We start from the raw sequence: 19813 nt of genomic DNA on the forward strand, positions 1-19813 counted from the left end.
GTTAAGGTTTATTCGCCTCTATCGCCACAGCATACTGCGTCAATTCGGTTTCGCTGAGTTTACCTTGGGAAAGCGCACTAAAGTCGATGCGGGTCATATCCTGTGGGCTCACACTCGGCGCTGCGCTCAGCAGCACTAAGGATTGCAACACATCGCTCCCCTCTAACACCATATTGGCGATGGCTTTTTTCATTAAGGGATCTTTGGGCGTTAGCCCTAATTGCCATTGGCCGTCTGGGCTTAACCTGTCTGTGATGAGAAAGTGCAGCTCGAAGTTTTCGCTTAAACCGGAAATATCCCCGCCCAGCATAGCGCGCACTAGGCTGGGTAATAAATCGCCCATAGCGGCAGCGCTTGCCGAGGCATCGGCCTTGCTGACCTGCACTCGACCTTGACTATCACGCTGGATCAGTTGCTTATCCTTTAAAATCAGTAGGGATTCGAAGGGTTTTATCTGTTGCCAGATCAGCCCTTGGGTTTGATCGAAGATAAACTGACCTTGGCTGATTAACGGCTTTTTGAGCACCTTTAACTGCCGAGATTGCACAAACTGACCTCTCACCGTTTCGCCCAAGTTAAGTTTTTGGCTTAAGGCGACAAGCTGCGCGGTATCTGCACTTTGGCTAAAGAGTGTTTGATAAGCGTCGGGCGCGGCTAAAGTCTCAGCCTTGAGTGGCAGGCTTATCAAAGCAAAAGCTAAGCAGAGAAATAATGCACACTTTGTCAGCACAGGATTCTTCGTCAGCGCAGAGCTCTTGGCGAGTACTGAGTTCATTAGTCTTCCACCTTAGCGAGCAGGGTGGCGATTTTGTCACGGAACACCTCTGGGGTGACAAAACACAATTCTTGGGTGCACATATCGACCGCCGCTTGAATGGTATAACCCTTAGTGATGCGCGCACCGGTTTCGACATCGCGAATTTGATAATTGATCTTTAAGCGGTTTTCCCACTCGACTAACTCGGCGCGGACTGTGATTTTTTGCTCGAAGGTGCTGGCTTTGACGTATTTAATCTGCAAATCGATAATTGGCCACGCATAGTTAGATGCTTGCATTTGGCGGTAGTTATAGCCCAGCTCATCGAGCAGTTTGCAGCGAGCAATCTCGAAATAACGCAGGTAATTACCATGCCAAGTGATCCCCATGGAATCCACATCGTGGAAGGGGATTTGCATTTCCATATCGATAGTGAGCAATGATTTCATCGGCACACTTCCCATTCGCCTGCTTGGATTTTAGCTATGGTTTGGCGCAGCACGGCTTCAAGCGGTCGGTCTTCGATTAATGTCTCAAAATCGGCGCGTACTTGGGCGAGTGTTTTCGCCAATGAAGGGGTGAGCGAGGCTTCGTCCAGCTCATTTTGGACGATACGCAGACCAATACCTTGAGTCATGGCGAGCAAGGCTGCCGCCGCGACTTGTTCGGTCAATTGCAGCACGCGCATACAGTCGCGGGCGGCAATAGTGCCCATGCTCACCTTGTCTTGGTTGTGGCATTCGGTCGAGCGCGAGAATACGCTGGCGGGCATAGTGTGCTTGAGCGCTTCTGCTGTCCACGCCGATACCCCAATTTGCACCGCTTTAAAGCCATGATTAATCGCGCGGCGCGGGCCGGTTGAGCCGGATAAGTTAGCGGGTAAGCCATTATTAAACTTAGGATCCATTACCAGTGCCATTTGGCGATCGATAAGATCGGCTAAGTTAGCCACAGTATTTTTCAGTGAATCCATCGCAAAGGCGATATGGCCGCCGTAAAAATGGCCACCGTGGAGAATATGCTCGCCTTCGCCGTCGACAATTGGGTTATCGTTGGCGCTGTTGACTTCGGTTTCGATAAACTGACGCATAAACGGCAGCGCATCCTGCAACACGCCGATAATGTGCGGTGCGCAGCGGATGGAATATCTGTCCTGCAGCCTGTCCGAATTGCGCGGATGTTCGTGGTGATTTAAATCTTCCCGTATCCAAGTGGCGATTTGGTTTTGTCCCGGATGCGGTTTGGCGGCAAATAAGATTTCATCAAAATGGTTCGAGTTGCCTTTTAGCGTTAACGAAGCCATAGCGGTAATGCGGCTACTTAAGCGGGCAAGATATTGGGCGCGATCGAAGGCTAAACAGGCCAAGGCCGTCATCACAGCCGTGCCGTTCATCAGGGCTAAGCCTTCTTTGGGGCGCAATACGTGCGGGATAATGTTGAGCTTAGCGTACACAGCTTGAGTCGCTTGGCGCTCACCTTGGTAAATCACTTCGCGCTCGCCGACTAACACGGCGGCCAAATACGACAGCGGCGTTAAATCACCACTGGCGCCGACCGAGCCTTCCTCTGGGATCACTGGCACTATGTTGAGATTCAGCAAGGTTTCGATGCGCTTTAATAGCTCATAGGTCACGCCAGATTTGCCAATGGCTAAGGAGTTTAAACGGCAAGCCATCACAGCGCGGGCCTGCATTATGCTTAAGGTCTCGCCTAAACCGCAGCCGTGGAAGCGGGTTAAATGCAGTGGCAATTCGTGGACCAGATCTAAGCTCACATTGACTGTGCAAGAGTCGCCATAACCAGTTGTTACACCATAAACCACGCCTTCTTCGTGCAGCAGACTATCGATAAAGCGCGCACCTTTTTGGATATATTCTTGATAATCCGCATCATCACAGAGCTTGACTGGTGCGCCCTTGGCGACGGCAACCACTTGTTCTAATGTAAGAAATTGACGGCCGAACTCAACAGTCTTTAAGTCTGATTGATTCTTTGAGTCGTCGGCTTGGGTGTGGCTCATGAATGACTTGTCCTGTCTGTCTTATGATCCTGCTCTGGGATCTGCTGTGATGCTGATTCTGTTGTTACAGTATCTGCTTGTACTGAATTGGTTGATGCGCGTTCTAACTCGCTGTCTTTACGCCAAAAATCGAAGAAGTTAAACCATTGCAAAGGCTCGCGTCTGGCAAAGTATTCTAAGCGCTCGCTGTAGCGATTTACCGCCTGCTGTAATCTGTCCATTCTGCCCGCCCTTGGGCCTTTAAGTGTTTCGGCGAAGTGCTCTAAATGCACCCGATAACGGCCCTGTTCCCGCAGGCAAAACATTAAAAACACAGGGCAATCGAGTAAACCTGCCAAAATAAATGGCCCTTGGGGAAACGCCGCATCTTGCCCCATAAAGGGCGCGTACAGGACGCGACCTTGGGTATTCGGCGAGGTTCTATCGCCCGCGATCACCACCAGTTCACCGTCTTCTATCTTTTGTTGCAACAGCATAGACGTCGCGGGGTTAAGCTCGGTCACTTGAATAAGATTAAGCGTGCTATCAGGGTTTAACTGCTTGAGTACCTTATTGAAATTTTCTGCATGGCTCGTTAACACCATGACATTCACTTTAACTTTGCGTTGGTGGATTGAAATGGCGCGGCAGAGCTCTAAATTGCCAAGGTGCGACACTAATAAGACGGCGCCTTTGCCGCTTTCGAGCTGGTCGGCCAGCACTTGGCGATCGGGGAAATCCACTTGGCTCAATTGGATGCGATCGCACCAGGCATCGATTCTATCGAGTGCGGCATTTCCAAAGGCTAAAAAGTGATTCAGGCTATCGCGCCAGCCTATGGGCTGATTGAGCTTAGGATGTTGCGGCTCAAGCATTTGCACGCGGCGCAGGAAATCTAATGAGGCTTCGCGGGTGACTTTGCCCGTGAGAAAGAAATAGCAAATCACCGGATACATAATGGCGCGGCACAACCAATGGCCGCCAATACGATAGCTCTCGGCTAACAGTTTGATGCCCCAGTAACTGCCGCGCTCCTTCATGCCCGACCAATGGGTGGCTGAAGTTGATGATGTTGCTGAAGTCGATTGTGTTGCTGACGAGCAATGGGAGTTTTGCGCGGCTTGTTGCTGTGATTTACGCTTCAATAGCCAAGGCAGGCGTTTGAGCATGCCGAAAAATAACTTGGTATGCAGTTTAGTGATGCGCACATTGTCGGCCACACCTTGAAAGTGACTAACACCACCTTCGGGATAAATCACCTTAGTCGGCTGGAATAAAATCTCCACCCCTTGCCAGTAGAGTTTGACGAGGATTTCAATATCAAAATCCATTCGTTCCGTTAATGCTTGCTGGCACAGTAATCGCTCGGTGGCGGCGAGGGGATAAACGCGAAAGCCACACATAGAATCTTGAATATCAAAGCTTAAGGTTTCGACCCACACCCAAAAATGGGTGATATAACGGCCATAAAGCCTGCCCTTAGGCACGGATTCATCGTACTCGGGTTTGCCTGAAATCAGTGCATCGGGTTTAGCCTGCGCCCTTGCTACCATAGCTGGAATATCGGCTAGATTGTGTTGACCATCGGCATCGACCTGCAGTGCATGACTATAGCCATCGCGGTAGGCTCGGCGTAGGCCCGTCATCACAGCAGCGCCTTTACCACGGTTGTAAGGATGCAGCAGCAAAGTCACCCAAGGATAGGTTTGGGCTAAGGATTGCAGTAGATAACGGGTTTCGTCATTGCTGCCATCATCAATCAAATAACAGGGCAGATTAAATTGGGCGAGTTCGGCCAAGGTCTGGGCAATTGCGGCACTGTGATTGTAATTGGGGATCACTAAGGCGAGCTTAATGGGCGCCGACTCAACTAAGTCGCTGGGAGGTGTTAGCACTGGCTCGCCCCATCGCTGCTGTTGGTATCAGAAGGCTTGCTGTTAACGGGCGAGATATCGAAGGCGATACGACCTGACGCGTAGCGGTTTTCACCATCGCTATAGGCGAAGGTGAGTTTTCCCTTAGTCGCATTGTTGCTAATGCTTAAGGTGACTTCTTGCCCCGGCAGTATGAGTTGCTGAAACTTAAGCACTTCTAAGTTAGCAACCGCCTCTGAATAACCAAAATATTGGCAGCCTAAACGCACCGCCCAATCTAATTGTGTCACGCCCGGTAGCACGGCTTGCTCGGGAAAATGTCCCTTAAAAGATTCAAGGTCGGCCGCCACTAACAAACGTAATTCAATATTATCCATGCCGATATTGGAATGCAGGATCGGCGGTAAACTCGATTTAATCATGATCAAATAACTCGACTAACTGGGCCGTGACACGCTTACCCTGAGTGTTAAGCGGTAAAATATCGGGATAACGCCAGCGGCGTGGCAGGGTGACTCGCTCAAATTGCGTCAGTAAATGTGCTTTTAACGCATTGTTGATACTGAGTTTTCCCTGCTCTTGATGCACGCTGCGGCCAAGTGCGGATAGGGTCACGACCGCGCCCAGTTGGGATTTAAACTGCGGCAATACCACAAGTGCGGCTTGCTCAACATAGGCATGGCTGCCTAACAGCGTTTCCATTTGTGCCAGTGATAGACGTTTTTCTTCAATCTTAACAATGCGATCGAGTCGGCCCTTGAGTCTAAACTGGCCATTTTTGGTTGGTTCGATTTTATCTTCGCAGCGCAGCCATTCATCGTCGGCCAAATAGGGTGATTTAAGTAGCAAGGCTCCATCGCTAGGATCTTGATCTATCGATATTCTGTCAAACACTTGCCAAGGTTCATCGGCCTCATGCTGACGGCGATAGGCGATGCCGCCCGTTTCTGTGCTACCAAAAATTTCGATGGGCAAGTGACCATAGCATTGGCTGATCCCTTGAGCCGCCGCAAAACTTAAGGGCCCGCCAGAGCTAAACACTAAGCTAGGTGAGCGCAGCTGCCGCTCGTGCTCTAAGGCCTTAGGTAAACGCGATAACTGGGCAGGGCTACTGATCAAACACAGGTTTGGCAGTAAGGCAGTGTAATAGCTTAAGGTTTCTGGGTATTCAATCTGCTCGCTTAAAAACGGCCGACTGGCGGCGAGTGGCCACAAAATCTTGAATAACAGGCCATAGATATGCTGGTGGGAAACCGTTGAAACCACACTGCAATGGGGTAAATGTTCGGCAAAGGTATGTTCGAGCACTGAGACTTCAACGTCTAATTGCTGAAGTGTTTTACGGATCGCCTTAGGTTCGCCACTGCTGCCGGAGGTAAATAGCACAAGTTCACCGATAGCCTCGCTCGCCGGCCAAGGTTTACTCGGCAGGCTTAGTTCTTTTCTCAGTAGAATAAAGGCCTGACTTTCACACAATGGCTTGTCCGACAATATGCCTTCAAACTGGTGGGTTAACTCGCTCAGCGTGCCCGTTTGGGTGTTGGCTGGTAAGATAATTTCCTTGCCTGCTAACAGCGCCGCACATAAACCGACAGCAAACAGATCGCTGGTATCACTCGCGAGCAGCCATTTTTTCTCTGGCGCCGCCAGCAGTTGCTCATAAAAATACGCCACCTGATTGGTAAATAATGCACCTGTGACTATGTCGTGGTGATTAAAGCTGATCAGTTGTTGGGCAAAGGGCCCTTGGGTTAACCAGTTTTTGAGTAGCTGTGTCATGTTTTCTTCAACCAAAAGCTGCGATATAACCACTCCCCACCGAGGAGCAGTCCCATGAGTACGTATGCAATCAAACCGTTATACAAGGTCCAGGTTGCTAAGCTAGTAAAGCCAGCGGTGTAAGCCGCCATAGTGCCATTGAAGATAAATAAGCCGCACCAAAGTAGAGTGACTTTTTTAAGATACCCAGTGGCTTCATCCGGTAAATCGGGTTCTTTCAAACGGGCTAAACGTTCGATCATGCTAGGGCCAGTGTGCAGTGAATAACTGAACAGCGCCAGCATAGTGAGATTTATCACTACTGGGTAATACAGCAGCCAATCACTGCGCTTGGCAAGATAACTGCCTGCCGTGAGCATAATCCCCACCAATAGTGGTAAAACTAATGTCTTAACCTTTTGCTTTTGTAGCATTAGCCGCATTATCAGCAATAAACACAGCACGAGCGCTATGGTGCCAGCAGGTAAGTAATTGAGCCCTAAATACACGGCAACGGGGTAGGCCAGCAAAGTTAGGGCGGTTAAGACCTGTAGCAAGGCTCGCATTAGGTTTTAACTAAACCTTCGATAGCATTAATCACATCATTGATTGTGCGAACTGATTTAAATTCATCGGGTTGGATCTTTTTACCTGTCAGTTGCTGCAGTTTTATCACTAAGTCGACTGCATCAATACTGTCGAGATCGAGCTCTTCATACAGGTTAGCCTCAGGCGTAATCGCCTCGGCATCAATTTCGAATTCGTCCACTAAAATAGTGGTCAGCATAGCGAGGATTTGTTCACGATTTTGCATATTCCTCTCCTATGGACGCTGTGATTCGATAAAGCGAGCTAAGCTGGCAACACTGTGGAAATGGGCCTTAGTGGCATCCGAATTGGCTTCGATTTTGACATCAAATTTTTTCTTGATGGCTAAGCCGAGCTCGAGGGCGTCGATAGAATCTAAGCCTAAACCTTCGCCAAATAGCGGCGCATCGGTTTCAATATCATCAATGCTGACGTCTTCTAGATCGAGACAGTCGATGATTAACTGCTTTATTTCATTGTTTAAGTTCATAATTATTTTCGAGTTGTTGTTTATAGTAATGTTCAAGATCCCGCGTCAGCTGCCGGGCCATTTTTGCATGCTCACCTAAAGCCGCTTGGTACTTCTGGTAAGAAACGATTGTGCCAATTTCAACGGCCATTCCCATGGTTTGCCTTGGGATTTCATACCAAGGTTGCTCCTTTGTCAAACCACGCACATTGGTACGTAGCACCACAGGTAAAATATCCGCTTCGGCCCTTAAGGCGATATTGGCAGCGCCGCGGGCAAAGTTGTTAATGGTCGCACCGACCACCGTACGCGTGCCCTCGGGGAAGATAATTAAATTGGTGCCTCTTGCGAGCACTTCGCGGCAATCCTCTAGCATGAGTTCGGCGCCGCGATTGGGAATATAACCTGCGCAGGACACCACACCACGCAAAAATGGATTCCGCCACAAAGCTTGTTTGACTATACAGCCCGCATTGGGCATGAGACTTATCAATACCACCACATCCACTAAACTGGGGTGATTGGCAATGACGATAACGCCTTTGGCATCATGTAATTTTTGGGCATCGTGGCTGCTGACCTTAATCACACCTGCCCAAGTGAGCATGGCGACAAAGCCTTTGAACATTAAATGCACGGCCTTTTGTACCCGAATAATCCGCGCCTCTGGTGTGCCTGGCCAAAAACGCAGCAAAGGCAAAATGGTCAAGGAGCTTAATAAGCCGCCTAAGCCAAAGGCGATATAACAACTTACACCGCCTAGCCAACGTGGCACATAATTCAGCCCTTCGCGGCGAGTTTCCGGCAAGGTATAAGCGGCATTGAGCATTGAATCTTCATGGCCCTTAGCGGCGTCATGGCTGTGGGCTGCATCAAACATGCTCAAGTCTCCAATGCCATTGGGATAAGCAGCCTGAAATATTTTGCGCCGTCGCTAGGGCGTGGATAAATGCACCATAGGTCAGCGGATTTAAAGCTGTTGCCTTAGAAATGCGGCTCACCGTGAGCTTGGCCGAAGCGGGTGTATCGAAGGGTGCGAGCTGTAGGCCTAGGGCCAAAGGTAATTCAAATTCTTGGGTAAACTCATCGTACACCGGAGGCACTGGGTCATCACCGAACACCAATAGCAATGGTTCTGGCGATTGATGTAATTGGGCGAAGGCTTCGACCATAGCTTGGGACAGGGTTTCTGTGCCCGCCGCAACAGAGGTTGAAGGCGCGGTATTGGCCGCCAATATGCCAAAAATGCCGCTGGCGGTGTTGTGCACCGACTGACTAAAACCTAAGGGCGATAAGGGTTGTTTGGCGATAATGTCTTCGAGTAGGCCAATGGTGCGCTGCAACTCTCCATGGCGCGAGGCAAAAATAGAGCGACAATTTGCAGGCATTTCGCACTGAAAACTCACCTCTAACATCATCTTAGTCAAGCGACTAAAACGGCGGCGCTGCATGGCGGGAATTTGTTTGAGTGCGGGAGCGGTGGTATCCGACTGTGGTGGCGTATCGAGATTGAGCTCAGCCGAACTCTCGCACCAAGTTTGCCAACTTTGATGGTGCTGATATTGGGGGGCCCAAGCGCCCCAAGAGAGAATGCTGAATGTTAGTTGCACTACTTTGCCTCGACACTAAATTTAAGCTGTCTTAGTTATCCCTAACTAAGTTAGAACATTAATGGATTGTCATACCATAGTGAGGAGTATACGCGTTAGAAGAATGACGCTCGAAATGCCCTCTACAGCGTGGTCATTCTACACTATGCCCCTTCTTTTTATGAAGCCATTTGCATTGTGCGGGTTAACGGAATGGGATCAAGTGCTGTGATTTGCAGCGCTTATTTGACATTGAATAACAAATATCGCAGTGGCTATCTGATTGTGCAGACACTTTAACTTACAGGTTAAAATGAAAAAAGGCGCACTGAGCGCCTTTTGGCATGAGCTTGATAACCTATTGCGACAATTGACTCTCGATTTTACGCAGCGCTACTTTCAACTTGCGAGTATTTTCTGGACCCATACGGATCAACAGTTTTTGTGCACTGGGTAGTGCCTCTAAGTTAGGGTCAACGAATTGATAGTTAACGCTAATTGAATTCAGCTCAATCGGATCTTCAATAATAGGTGCTGCGAGTAACATTTTAATTGCTTGCAGCATTCTGTCGTTAAATTTGGCGTTGCTGTAGCCGAGTTCGGTAAAAGCTTCCTCTAGGAGCGGCGTCAGTTGCTTGTAAGTTGTGATTAAGCTCTGTTCGTCCATTTTGGCAATCGAGTCAACATAGGCGTCGTATCTGTGGAACCCCTCAGGATTTAAATACACTTTGTTGGTGATTTCTGAGACTGAGAACAGCTTCTCTGGTCCTTTAAGTGGGCTAACTTTACGGGTTAATTCACCCTGAGCTAGGTTATCCACGAATACCACAAATTGGCGGACGAGATCTTGCTGCACTAACGAAGAACTCAGCACATTGTTATTGATCATGGCGAGAGCTTTTTGTTGCACAAATGCATCACTTTCAGCCAGCACAGGCACAGGTTCTACGACAACTTCAGGCTCTGCCACTGCAGTGGTTTCAGTGCTATTGATGTTCGTTTCTGTAACGGCAGGCGTCGTCTCTGTGGTTTCAGGCTCTGGCGCACTTTCGAGCGTCATAGGTTCAGATGGCGGTGTTTCAGGCAATACAATAGGGGCGTTAGGAATGAGTTTAGGTGAGTCAGAATCACCGCTGTAGTAATAATATCCTCCGGCAGAAAGTAGCACGACGAGCACTATCGCAAAAAGCGCAAAGCGATTGCTGCTAGAAGAAGTCTCTTGAGGTGTTATTCTATCATCTTGATTAACTTGCATTTTACATCCTTCGCTTGAGTGTCAAGGTAACTTGGTGAATACATGCAGCTAACATTAAAGTGCAAGAGCGGGCTATTTGAAGGCCGCAGGTTCATTTTGCAAGTTTCCATGCGCTTGTCTATAGCGCTTAGCTGAACATAAACAATTTATTTCGAGTAAAGGCAGATGTTACGCCTCGTTCTTTACCCTTTAATATTTACGGCTTAAGCCTGCACATAGTGCTGTCTGTGCCCGAGCCAACGTAAAATAATTGCATCGACTTTTTCGGGAGCTTGCGCCATTACATGGCTCGCTAATTTCTGAATGTGTGGGATCAAAGCTTGATCGCGCACCAGATCGGCAATTTTGAGCTCAGCCAGTCCCGTCTGCTTAGTGCCAAGCACTTCACCCGGACCACGAATTTCTAAATCTTTCTGCGCTATGATGAAACCATCATTGCTTTGTCTGAGTACACTCAGTCTTTGGGTGGCGGTATGGCTCAACGGCGCCTTGTAGAGTAACACACAATGGCTTGCGATGGCGCCTCGACCGACTCGTCCGCGCAGTTGATGTAGTTGTGCTAGACCTAAACGTTCAGGGTTTTCAATGATCATCAGGCTGGCATTGGGCACGTCGACGCCCACTTCAATCACGGTTGTCGCTACCAGTAGATGAATAATGCCTGCCTTAAAGTCGGCCATGATTTGCTGTTTCTCGGCGCTCTTTAATCTGCCATGCACTAGGCCAATATTGAGCTCGGGCAGGGCGAGGCGCAGTTCTTCGGCTGTGTCTTCGGCGGCTTGGCATTCGAGCACTTCGGATTCTTCAATCAGAGTACACACCCAATAGGCCTGACGTTGGTCGCTAATGACAGCGTTGCGGACCCGTTCAAGCACTTCGTTACGGCGTAAATCAGCAATCGCCACTGTGGTCACTGGAGTTCGCCCCGGCGGCAGTTCATCGATAATGGACGTGTCGAGATCTGCATAGGCCGTCATCGCCAGCGTGCGGGGAATAGGTGTGGCTGTCATGATCAATTGATGCGGGTGGAAACCTTGGCTCACGCCCTTTTCCCGCAGGCCTAAGCGTTGGTGTACGCCGAATCTGTGTTGCTCATCGATAATAATTAACGCGAGTTTGCTAAAGACCACATGCTGCTGGAAGATGGCATGGGTGCCAATCACCATTTGGGCTGCGCCAGATTCAATATCCGCAAGGGATTGGGTTCTGGCCTTGCCTTTAAGTTTTCCCGCCAGCCAACCGACTTTAAGTCCGAGTGGCTCAAACCAAGCGGCAAAGTTAGTTGCATGTTGCTCGGCCAATAACTCGGTCGGTGCCATCATGGCAACTTGATACCCGTTTTCAATCGCTTGTAATGCCGCCATCGCCGCGACTAAGGTTTTGCCCGAGCCAACATCCCCTTGCACTAAGCGCATCATAGGGTGCGGTTTTTCTAAATCTTTGCCTATATCAGCCACGACTCTTTGCTGGGCGCCAGTCGGCTTAAAGGGCAGAGCCGAGAGGAAGGGATTGAGCAACTGCCCCGTGGCCTGCATGGTGACAGCGGCATCTAAATTACTGCGCTGCCTTAGGCGTAACATACTGAGATTGTGGGCGAGTAATTCTTCCTGCACGAGTCGTTGCTGGGCTGGGTGTTGGCCTAGCTCTAAATCGAACTGAGAGATCCCCGCAGGAGGACGATGTAGCGTCTGCAGCGCTTGTTTAAGGCTGATGTTGTTAGGTTGCAATTGTGGTGGCAGCAGCTCAGTTAAGCCACCCTCTTCCAGCAATACCAAGGCTTGCTCGGTCAGCTTTAGCCAACTCGCCTGTTTTAAGCCCTCAGTCGTGGGATAAATCGGCGTTAGGGTATCACTCAGGTGAACATCTTCACCGGGATACACCACTTTATATTCTGGATGCACTATCTCAGCTTGATGACTACCACGGCGCACTTCACCGTAGGCGCGGATCATCAAACCATTTTGCATGGCATTACGCTGAGCAACGGAAAAGTTAAAGAAGCGCAGGCTTAAGCTGCCCGTATCGTCGCGCACATTGCAGACCAGCATGCGCTTGCGGCCTTGGATGATTTGTGTCGATTGGATTTCAGCTTCTATAGTGCCGTAACCGCCTAGGCTGAGGGCGGCAATGGGATAGATTTGGGTTCTGTCTTCGTAGCGCAGGGGTAAGTGAAACAGCAGATCTTGTACTGTTGTGATGCCGAGCTTTGAGAGTTTCTCCGCGACCTTTTTGGCGACGCCTTTGAGGTCGGTGATCGGAACAAGATCCAATTGCTGCAAGTCGTTAGCACTCAATCACTGTGAATTTATACATATATTAACAGAGAATAAGCGTAAGGCAATCTCAAGGGGAATTAGGGTGTTATCAAATTTTGTTGGAAGCATTGCTAATATCCTTCTGTGGCCTTAAGACCACAAAATTGTTGATAAGATATCGTTAGGCTGAAAGCGTGGTTAACTGTGAGTGTTATTACAACCAGCCTTTTTGCTTGGCAATGCGGGCTGCATCGATTCGATTACTGGCATTGAGTTTGGCTATGGCTTCTGAGAGGTAGTTGCGAACAGTCCCTTCGGCGATAAAAAGAGTTTCGGCGATGTCGGAGGTGGATTTGCCTTCGCTAGCGAGGCGAAGAGCGCGGCGTTCTTTGTCGTTGAGCGGGTCGACATCGCCAATCGCCATCATGGCAAGTTCAGGATCGATCACTCGTTTTCCCGCCATCACTTGTTGAATCGCGTTGACTAAGGTTTCCGAGGGCGCATCTTTAAGCAGAAAGCCGCCCACACCCGCTTCGATGGCACGTTTAATATAGCCCGCACGGCCGAAGGTGGTAATGACCACAACCTTAGTTTGGCTATGTTGCTCCTTTAACCATGTAGCTAGCTCTAAGCCTGTGCGGCCGGGCATTTCGATATCCGTTAGCAAGAGATCAAAGCTTTGCTGTTTGAGTAAGCTTAGAGCTTCGTCGCCGTCACTTGCTTGGGTGATACTAAAACCCCCTGCAAGCGTAAGGAGTGCGGCGAGTGCTCCTCGCACCATAGCTTGATCTTCCGCCAATAAAATCTTCATTAATGTGTTGCTCCCTGCAAAGGTAAACTGACGGTAAAGGTATATCCCTGTTCGAGATTATAGCTCAAGCTGCCGCCTAAACTGTCGAGACGCTCGCGTATACCAGTGAGGCCATTACCCTCTATAAAAGGTTTGGCCGCGGCATTGTCTTTGACTTCGAGCAGCAGGCGGTCTGATTGCTTAGAAAAGTGGATAGAGCATTCACTTGCACCGCTATGGCGAAGAATATTATTAATGAGTTCGGTGAGGATCAAACTCAGTTGGCTTTCTGTGGTTGCACCTAGCTTGGGTAGCTCACCACTGAGCTCGACACTTAAGCCTTTATCCCTTAAGGATTTACAAAGCTGCGTCACGCAACTCTCTAGGCCCTTGTGTTTGTAGTCTGACACTGTGTGGCGGATCTGGCTTAAACTTTCCCTCGCAATTTGTCCTAGTTCAGTCAATTGGGTTGATGCGAGTTCATATTCTTGTTTTGCGATAAGCTTTTCGGCTAGCTCAGCCTTAAGGGCGATGGAAGATAGGCTATGCCCCATAATGTCGTGTAGATCCCGCGCGATACGTTCACGCTCAAGCATAGTGGCCAAGGTGGTAATTTCTTGGGCACTTTGCTGTTCTTTCAATTTATGCCGATAACGTCTGCGTTCGGCGACACCAAACATGCCCACGCCGAGCACTAATCCCGAGCCGTAAAGCGGAAAGTAGTAACTGTTAAAGTGGTAAATCTCATTGAGGGCAAACAACAGGCCGATGAGTGCTGCAATAGCCAACAGACAGGTCCGGAGAGGATAAAAAAAGCCAATGAAGAAGGCGGCAAAGGTAAATAGCGAGATAGAGCCTGGGTTGATTGGTGTGATCGCTATTGCTATGGCCACCATAATGAGAATGGGCAGATAGGCGCTACGGCTATTGCACTTATAGGTCCAAAAATAACTGGCAATAAAAGGGATTAACACGGCAAAACTGAGGGCGATTTTCCAGCTTGGGTAGGGATTAATGGCAAGTGGGATCAGATAAAACACTAAGTTTATCAAATACACCCAAGCAAGTTTTCGTTCGAGCTGAAGGGGAGTGCTTATCATGATGCCTCTGTGTCACTGATTTGGTTGTTGAATGCCCACCGATGGCATCTGTTTTAATTTATTCTTTTTAGGGATTGGCGCTATCGTCAGCGCCATAGATCCCCGTTAACAACTTTGTCTATTTTGCACTTAATTGCTGATTTTGTTGAAGCAAAAATTTTGCCCAACCGTAATCTGCTTGTACTTTGATCGCTTGTTGCCAATCTTCAATCGCGCCTTGGCTATCGCCTAATTCCTGTTTAGCGAGCCCGCGCCACGTGTAGGCTTCGGCTTCACCCCAGCAAATGTTGTCGCAAGGCTGGGCGAATCTTTCTATGGCTGTAGTGGCTAAGGTCTTAGCATTTTGCATGCTGCCGCCAAATATGGCTGGCGTGTTATAGGCGGCGATGGCTTTAACCAGCGCTACCCGTGGATTTTGTGGTTCTAATTGTTCGGCACTGGCAATCGCCTTGGCGGATTTCATGCCGAGCGTTGCACCTTTACTATTATCTAAGGCGACTTGCATGCCATAAACCGACGATAACAGGGCAAGGGATTCTGCATTCGCTTGGCTGGTTTCGAGTGCTTCTAATGTGGTTTGCGCTGTAGTCAGTGCGCTGCTAGCGAGTGTTTTCTGCCCCATTACATTGGCACTGATGGCTAAGCGATAGTTCGCATAGGCTTTATCATAATCTTGAGTGCTACCGCTCAGTTGTTTTAATTGTGTTAGATTCATCGCATTCGAGGCCGCGTCTACATTGGTGATGTTAGTGTTTGATAGCGTTGCTGCAAACGAGTGAGTACTGATAAGCAAAAAGCTGGAGGCGAGGAGTAATGTTTTCATGGTATTTCCTTATTGAGTGAGCTTCCCAATGTTTGGGTACGGGCTCATTATCAGAAATTCGATAGAAGAAGTGCAGACACAAAGGTCATGGCTTTGGCATGACAAATGTCATCAGTTGAGTTATTTGCTTATATTTTTTATGAGGTGTGCTTTAAAGAAAGTGCGTGATGAATAAAGGACAGCAATACCTAGAGAGCAAAACACCGGAGAGGCCCCTAATGCCGATCAGTTAAGACAGATCGCTTGACGATCTCGCTGAAAAGATCAAAATCCGATGACCTCATGTCATCGGATTTTTTTATGCAACTCTCAGAAGCACTCGCCCGTACTCATATTACCCGCCTAACCGAATTCACCTGCTTAGCAGATGTGTTAGAACCTGAGTTAATTCAATCTTGCCTAGACTCTCAGGGCGTTGCGACGTTAAGACGGCGTAAATTGCCGATGGACGCGATGATTTGGGCCGTTATCGGAATGGCTTTGTTCCGAGGGGAATCTGTTCGGTCACTCATCAACAAACTCGACATTGTTTTGCCGCAAGAGATTGATTATGTTGCACGCAGCGCCGTGACTCAGGCGCGTAAACGATTGGGCAGTGAGGTTATTAGAGAAGTATTTAGTCGCAGCGCCAATACCTGGCACGCGAGAGCTGAACATCCTCATTGGTGCGGCCTTAACTTGTATGGTGTTGACGGTGTAGTGTGGCGGACACCCGATAGTGTCCAAAATCAAGCCGCCTTTGCGCGTACCGCAAACGCTTCAGGCGAAGCTGCTTATCCGCAAATTCGCATGGTTTGCTTGATGGAATTAAGCAGCCATTTGTTGGTCAACAGCGCCTTTGATTCGGTTGCCGAAAATGAAATGAACTTAGCATCCCAGCTCATTCCTAGCATTCCCAATTACAGCCTAACCCTATTTGACCGAGGATTTTACTCGCTCGGCCTGTTACAGCTTGGCAGCAAGCGCAACCTGATAGCCACTGGTTGTTGCCATTGAAGAAAGGCACTCAATATGAGGTGGTGCGAACGCTAGGAAAGCATGATCAGTGGGTGAAACTCACCACTACACCTCAGGCCAGAAAGAAATGGCCGCAGCTGCCTGAAACTCTTGAAGCGCGTTTATTGACTAAGACAGTGAAAGGTAAGCCAGTCGCCATTTTGACCTCGTTGACAGACCCGATGCGTTACCCCAGCGAAGACATCGTCGACTTATATGCCCATCGATGGGAAATAGAACTGGGCTACAGAGAGATGAAGCAACATCTACTGGAGAGCCGTTTTACGCTCCGTAGTCAACTACCGGAGCTGGTGACTCAAGAGTTATGGGGCGTGCTACTGGCCTATAATCTCATTAGATATAAGATGTTGCTGATGGCTAAAAGCTTGCCATCGGTCCACCCCAATCAACTGAGTTTTCGAGATGCGGCGAGTTATATCATCTTCAAGTTGACACAACTGTCATCACAAACACCGGGGAATGTCCCGAGAGACGTATTGGATATAGAACGAAATGCACGGCAATTTAAGCTGGATGGTAAACGGGAAAGGGCATATCCACGAGTTCTTAAAATGAGCAAAAACAAGTTCCCGGTTAGACCAAAGAAAAATGCCGTTCACTCTTAAGTGAACGGCATTAGGAGAGGCCCCGGTGTTTTTTTATCGCAAATGATCAGCTAAGTGTTATACCACAGCTTGAGTGCTCGCTTGGTTTATTAGGTAGCCCAAGTAACCTAAGTAGCACAGTAGTAATACTGAACCTTCGCGGCGGCCAATACGAAATCCTGTCCAAGCGAAAGGTAAAATCATGATAGCAAATGCCAACATCACTATGAAATCAAAGGGTTGGAAGCCAAGTGATGATACCGGCTGTACTATTGCAGTAATACCTAAAATACCCAAAATATTGAATATGTTAGAACCGACAACGTTACCTATGGCTATGTCACTCTGACCTTTCAGTGCCGCGAGAACAGAAGTTACTAACTCTGGCATACTGGTACCAATCGCCACGATCGTTAGGCCGATAATGACTTCACTGATACCGAAGGTCTTGGCTAAATCTACTGCGCCGTTGACAAACAAAATACCGCCACCGACTAACATACCAATACCGACTAAGATAAATAGGGCTGAAAGTAGCGGATTATTTGGACCTGCTTCAATCTCTTCCTCTTCATTACCATTTTTCGAGCTGATGTAACTAAAGGCTAAATAACCGAACAGTAGTGACAGCAATATCACACCGTCAATTAGGCTGAGCTCGCCATCTAACAAGAGTGCCCAGAACAACATGGAAGCCAATATCATCAAAGGGATATCACGCTTTACGACTTGAGATTGCACTTGAATAGGGCGGATAAGTGCCGTGATGGCTAAAATCAAACCTATGTTAGCAATGTTAGAGCCAATAACGTTACCTAAGGCGATACCGCTGTTTCCTGCTAGAGCAGATTTTACACTCACAGCCAGTTCTGGTGCGCTAGTACCAAAGGCTACAATAGTTAAGCCTATGATAAGTGGCGTAATACCTAAACGTAGAGCGATTGAACTCGCGCCACGAACTAGGGCTTCTGCGCCTAAGGTTAAAATAATAAAACCGCCAATAATCGATAGTGTAATTAGCATCGTTAGACTCTGTTAAACCTAATATTGAATGGAAAAGTACAAGGGAATTGCCCCTTGGCCGACTGGCGCACATGATACGTGGTTTTATCGGATTTTGACAGAATATGTCATAAAAAAGCACACCCTAGGCGTGCTTAGTTCTAGCTGATGACCATACTCGCCAACTGATTGTTTGGCCTAGTTATTTTTGAGTTAATTCATCTTCCCAGCGGACTTGGGCGCCACGAATGCCGTCAACTCGTTCGCTAAAGGCTTTTTCAAGCACATGGCGTTTGATTTTGAGGGTAGGCGTGAGCGCATCATTTTCAATCGTCCAAGGATCACTGACCACGACAATCGCATCGACATGTTCGTGTGACTCTAAGTGCGGATTAACGCTATCGAGTGTCGCTTTGAGTGAGGTGCGGACTTCTTCGCGGGCTTGTAGATTTGCCCCTTCGGATAACTGCACTAGTGCGACGGGATGTGGCAGACCAGAGCCAATCACACAAATCAGTTCAACATGGGGATCCTGCGCCAATTTACGTTCGATAGGCACGGGCGCTACATATTTGCCCTTGGCGGTTTTAAAGTTGTCTTTTACACGGCCAGTAATAGTGACACAACCATCGGCATCAATTGAGCACAGATCGCCTGTGTGGAAGAAACCATCAGCATCGAATGCCGCTGCAGTAGCTTCAGGCTGCAGATAATAAGCTGTCATTAATCCCGGGCTCTTGAGCAGTAGCTCACCATCCTCGCCTTGGCGGATCTGGCAATCCTCAACTGGGCGGCCAACAGTACCAATTTTACGCGCATCAAAAGGATAGTTGATGATCGAATAGGCACAGTTTTCTGTCATACCCCAAGCTTCGCAGATATTAAGACCAATACTGTGATACCAGTGGATCAGTGATGGCGGAATAGGCGCCGAGCCAGAGCCGAGTAGACGACAATGGTTCAAGCCTAAACCTTTATGGATTTTGTATTTCACAAAGCTGCTAAGCAGTGGGATTTTCAACAATAGATTAAGTTTACTGACCCCAATTTTGTCGATAATGTTTTTCTGAAACAGGCTCCATAACCGTGGTACCGAGAAGAATACCGTTGGTTTTGCCCGTTGAACATCGACAACGAAGGAGTCGAGACTTTCAACGAAAGCCACCACACTACCTGAGTAGAAGGATGATCCTTCAATCGCAACGCGCTCTGTGATGTGGGCTAAGGGTAAATAGGATAAAAGTCTATCGTCGCCATCGGTGCGCAGGTCACGGACTACCGCTTGGCAAGTCCAGCCATAGCTGGCGAAGGTTTGAATCGCGCCCTTAGGTTGGCCAGTCGAGCCAGAGGTATAGATGAGTGTCATCACTTGATCTGGAGTAGGCAGCGGGGCGTTAACTAAGGGATAGCCTAGCTTAAGCAATTGTTCCCATTGATATTGTGCTGGCATCGTATCATAGGGCATGGCAAGGCGTAGTAGCTCGCCGCCGACACCAGCCTCTTGGTCAGCCCAATGGTCAAGCTTGCCGAGAAAAATGGCTTTTGCGCCACTGTGTTGCAGCACATAGCGAATAGTATCTGTGTTGGCGGTAGGGTAAATAGGTACGCTGACATAGCCGCCGTGCATCAACGCGAGGTCGGTGATAAACCATTCGGCACAGTTTTTAGAGAGAACGGCAATTTTATCACCACGCTCTAAGCCTAAGTGATGTAAGGCTCCGGCAAGTTGTTGAACTTTTTCTTGAACTTCAGCCCAAGTAAAATCAAGGAATTGACCCTTGATCGGTTGGCGTAAATAGACTTGGTCCCCCTGAGTATTAGCCCAGTGCGCCAGCATTTCAATTGGCGTCTTAATCGCTGTATCCATTGGCAATTCCCTGTTATTTATTGTTCTTTTGGCTGTACCCAGTATGGCGAGTTTTGTGAGCTCGCGCAAATAGTTTACAAGATTGT

At 48.5% G+C, this 19813-nt stretch carries 18 protein-coding genes and 1 pseudogene; 1 reads left to right on the forward strand and 18 read right to left on the reverse strand.

The features are described 5' to 3' along the window. Position 1 precedes the first annotated feature (1 nt). The 16 genes from RA178_RS01860 to RA178_RS01935 form a co-directional block, all read right to left on the reverse strand. Positions 2-775: an outer membrane lipoprotein carrier protein LolA gene (locus tag RA178_RS01860; protein ID WP_306684294.1), complete on the reverse strand. Its 774-nt coding sequence runs from the start codon at positions 773-775 to the stop codon at positions 2-4. Then, positions 775-1206 carry an acyl-CoA thioesterase gene (locus tag RA178_RS01865; protein WP_212600283.1) on the reverse strand — a complete coding sequence of 144 codons (432 nt, stop codon included), beginning with the start codon at positions 1204-1206 and terminating at the stop codon, positions 775-777. The genes RA178_RS01860 and RA178_RS01865 overlap by 1 nt, the downstream gene beginning before the upstream one ends. Next, positions 1203-2777 carry an HAL/PAL/TAL family ammonia-lyase gene (locus RA178_RS01870; RefSeq protein WP_306684296.1) on the reverse strand — a complete coding sequence of 525 codons (1575 nt, stop codon included), beginning with the start codon at positions 2775-2777 and terminating at the stop codon, positions 1203-1205. The genes RA178_RS01865 and RA178_RS01870 overlap by 4 nt, the downstream gene beginning before the upstream one ends. Further along, positions 2774-4651 carry a glycosyltransferase family 2 protein gene (locus RA178_RS01875; protein WP_306684297.1) on the reverse strand — a complete coding sequence of 626 codons (1878 nt, stop codon included), beginning with the start codon at positions 4649-4651 and terminating at the stop codon, positions 2774-2776. Before RA178_RS01875 ends, RA178_RS01870 begins: the two co-directional genes overlap by 4 nt. After that, positions 4645-5052, reverse strand: coding sequence for an ApeI family dehydratase (locus RA178_RS01880; RefSeq protein WP_306684298.1), 408 nt, complete (start codon positions 5050-5052; stop codon positions 4645-4647). The genes RA178_RS01875 and RA178_RS01880 overlap by 7 nt, the downstream gene beginning before the upstream one ends. Continuing rightward, positions 5045-6409, reverse strand: coding sequence for an AMP-binding protein (locus RA178_RS01885; protein ID WP_306684299.1), 1365 nt, complete (start codon positions 6407-6409; stop codon positions 5045-5047). Before RA178_RS01885 ends, RA178_RS01880 begins: the two co-directional genes overlap by 8 nt. Further along, positions 6406-6954, reverse strand: a complete 549-nt coding sequence (locus tag RA178_RS01890) for a COG4648 family protein (RefSeq protein WP_219251361.1) — start codon at positions 6952-6954, stop codon at positions 6406-6408. The genes RA178_RS01885 and RA178_RS01890 overlap by 4 nt, the downstream gene beginning before the upstream one ends. Then, the gene (locus tag RA178_RS01895; RefSeq protein ID WP_011787696.1) at positions 6954-7202 is read right to left on the reverse strand and encodes an acyl carrier protein; all 249 of its coding nucleotides are present in this window, start codon (positions 7200-7202) and stop codon (positions 6954-6956) included. Before RA178_RS01895 ends, RA178_RS01890 begins: the two co-directional genes overlap by 1 nt. Before the next feature lie 9 nt (positions 7203-7211). Next, positions 7212-7466 carry a phosphopantetheine-binding protein gene (locus tag RA178_RS01900; RefSeq protein WP_011787697.1) on the reverse strand — a complete coding sequence of 85 codons (255 nt, stop codon included), beginning with the start codon at positions 7464-7466 and terminating at the stop codon, positions 7212-7214. Next, complete coding sequence (locus tag RA178_RS01905) at positions 7450-8325, reverse strand: lysophospholipid acyltransferase family protein (protein WP_306684300.1); 876 nt, start codon at positions 8323-8325, stop codon at positions 7450-7452. The genes RA178_RS01900 and RA178_RS01905 overlap by 17 nt, the downstream gene beginning before the upstream one ends. Then, a complete protein-coding gene (locus tag RA178_RS01910; RefSeq protein ID WP_212600288.1) occupies positions 8318-9055 on the reverse strand; it encodes a beta-ketoacyl synthase chain length factor in 738 nt (245 codons plus the stop codon). Before RA178_RS01910 ends, RA178_RS01905 begins: the two co-directional genes overlap by 8 nt. Before the next feature lie 337 nt (positions 9056-9392). Further along, positions 9393-10289, reverse strand: coding sequence for a DUF3014 domain-containing protein (locus RA178_RS01915; RefSeq protein WP_198572535.1), 897 nt, complete (start codon positions 10287-10289; stop codon positions 9393-9395). A gap of 203 nt (positions 10290-10492) precedes the next feature. Then, on the reverse strand, positions 10493-12568 hold the full coding sequence (gene recG, locus RA178_RS01920; RefSeq protein WP_306684301.1) for an ATP-dependent DNA helicase RecG: 2076 nt from the start codon (positions 12566-12568) through the stop codon (positions 10493-10495). Positions 12569-12758: 190 nt separating this feature from the next. Next, the gene (locus RA178_RS01925; protein WP_198572537.1) at positions 12759-13355 is read right to left on the reverse strand and encodes a response regulator transcription factor; all 597 of its coding nucleotides are present in this window, start codon (positions 13353-13355) and stop codon (positions 12759-12761) included. Continuing rightward, positions 13355-14434, reverse strand: a complete 1080-nt coding sequence (locus tag RA178_RS01930) for a sensor histidine kinase (protein WP_263174325.1) — start codon at positions 14432-14434, stop codon at positions 13355-13357. Before RA178_RS01930 ends, RA178_RS01925 begins: the two co-directional genes overlap by 1 nt. Positions 14435-14552: 118 nt before the next feature. Beyond that, positions 14553-15257, reverse strand: a complete 705-nt coding sequence (locus RA178_RS01935) for a tetratricopeptide repeat protein (RefSeq protein ID WP_306684302.1) — start codon at positions 15255-15257, stop codon at positions 14553-14555. A gap of 300 nt (positions 15258-15557) precedes the next feature. Between RA178_RS01935 and RA178_RS01940 the strand changes: the two are divergent. After that, positions 15558-16879: pseudogene (locus RA178_RS01940) on the forward strand (IS4-like element ISSba6 family transposase). Positions 16880-16936: 57 nt separating this feature from the next. On the opposite strand, the gene RA178_RS01945 reads toward RA178_RS01940, so the two are convergent. Both RA178_RS01945 and RA178_RS01950 read right to left on the reverse strand, forming a co-directional pair. Continuing rightward, positions 16937-17881 (reverse strand): calcium/sodium antiporter, encoded by a 945-nt coding sequence (locus tag RA178_RS01945; protein ID WP_105251158.1) that lies wholly within the window; start codon positions 17879-17881, stop codon positions 16937-16939. A 181-nt stretch (positions 17882-18062) separates the two neighbouring features. Further along, positions 18063-19727: an AMP-binding protein gene (locus tag RA178_RS01950; protein WP_212600293.1), complete on the reverse strand. Its 1665-nt coding sequence runs from the start codon at positions 19725-19727 to the stop codon at positions 18063-18065. Between the last annotated feature and the right edge of the window lie 86 nt (positions 19728-19813).

Source organism: Shewanella oncorhynchi (genome assembly GCF_030848765.1).
Lineage (GTDB): Bacteria > Pseudomonadota > Gammaproteobacteria > Enterobacterales > Shewanellaceae > Shewanella > Shewanella oncorhynchi.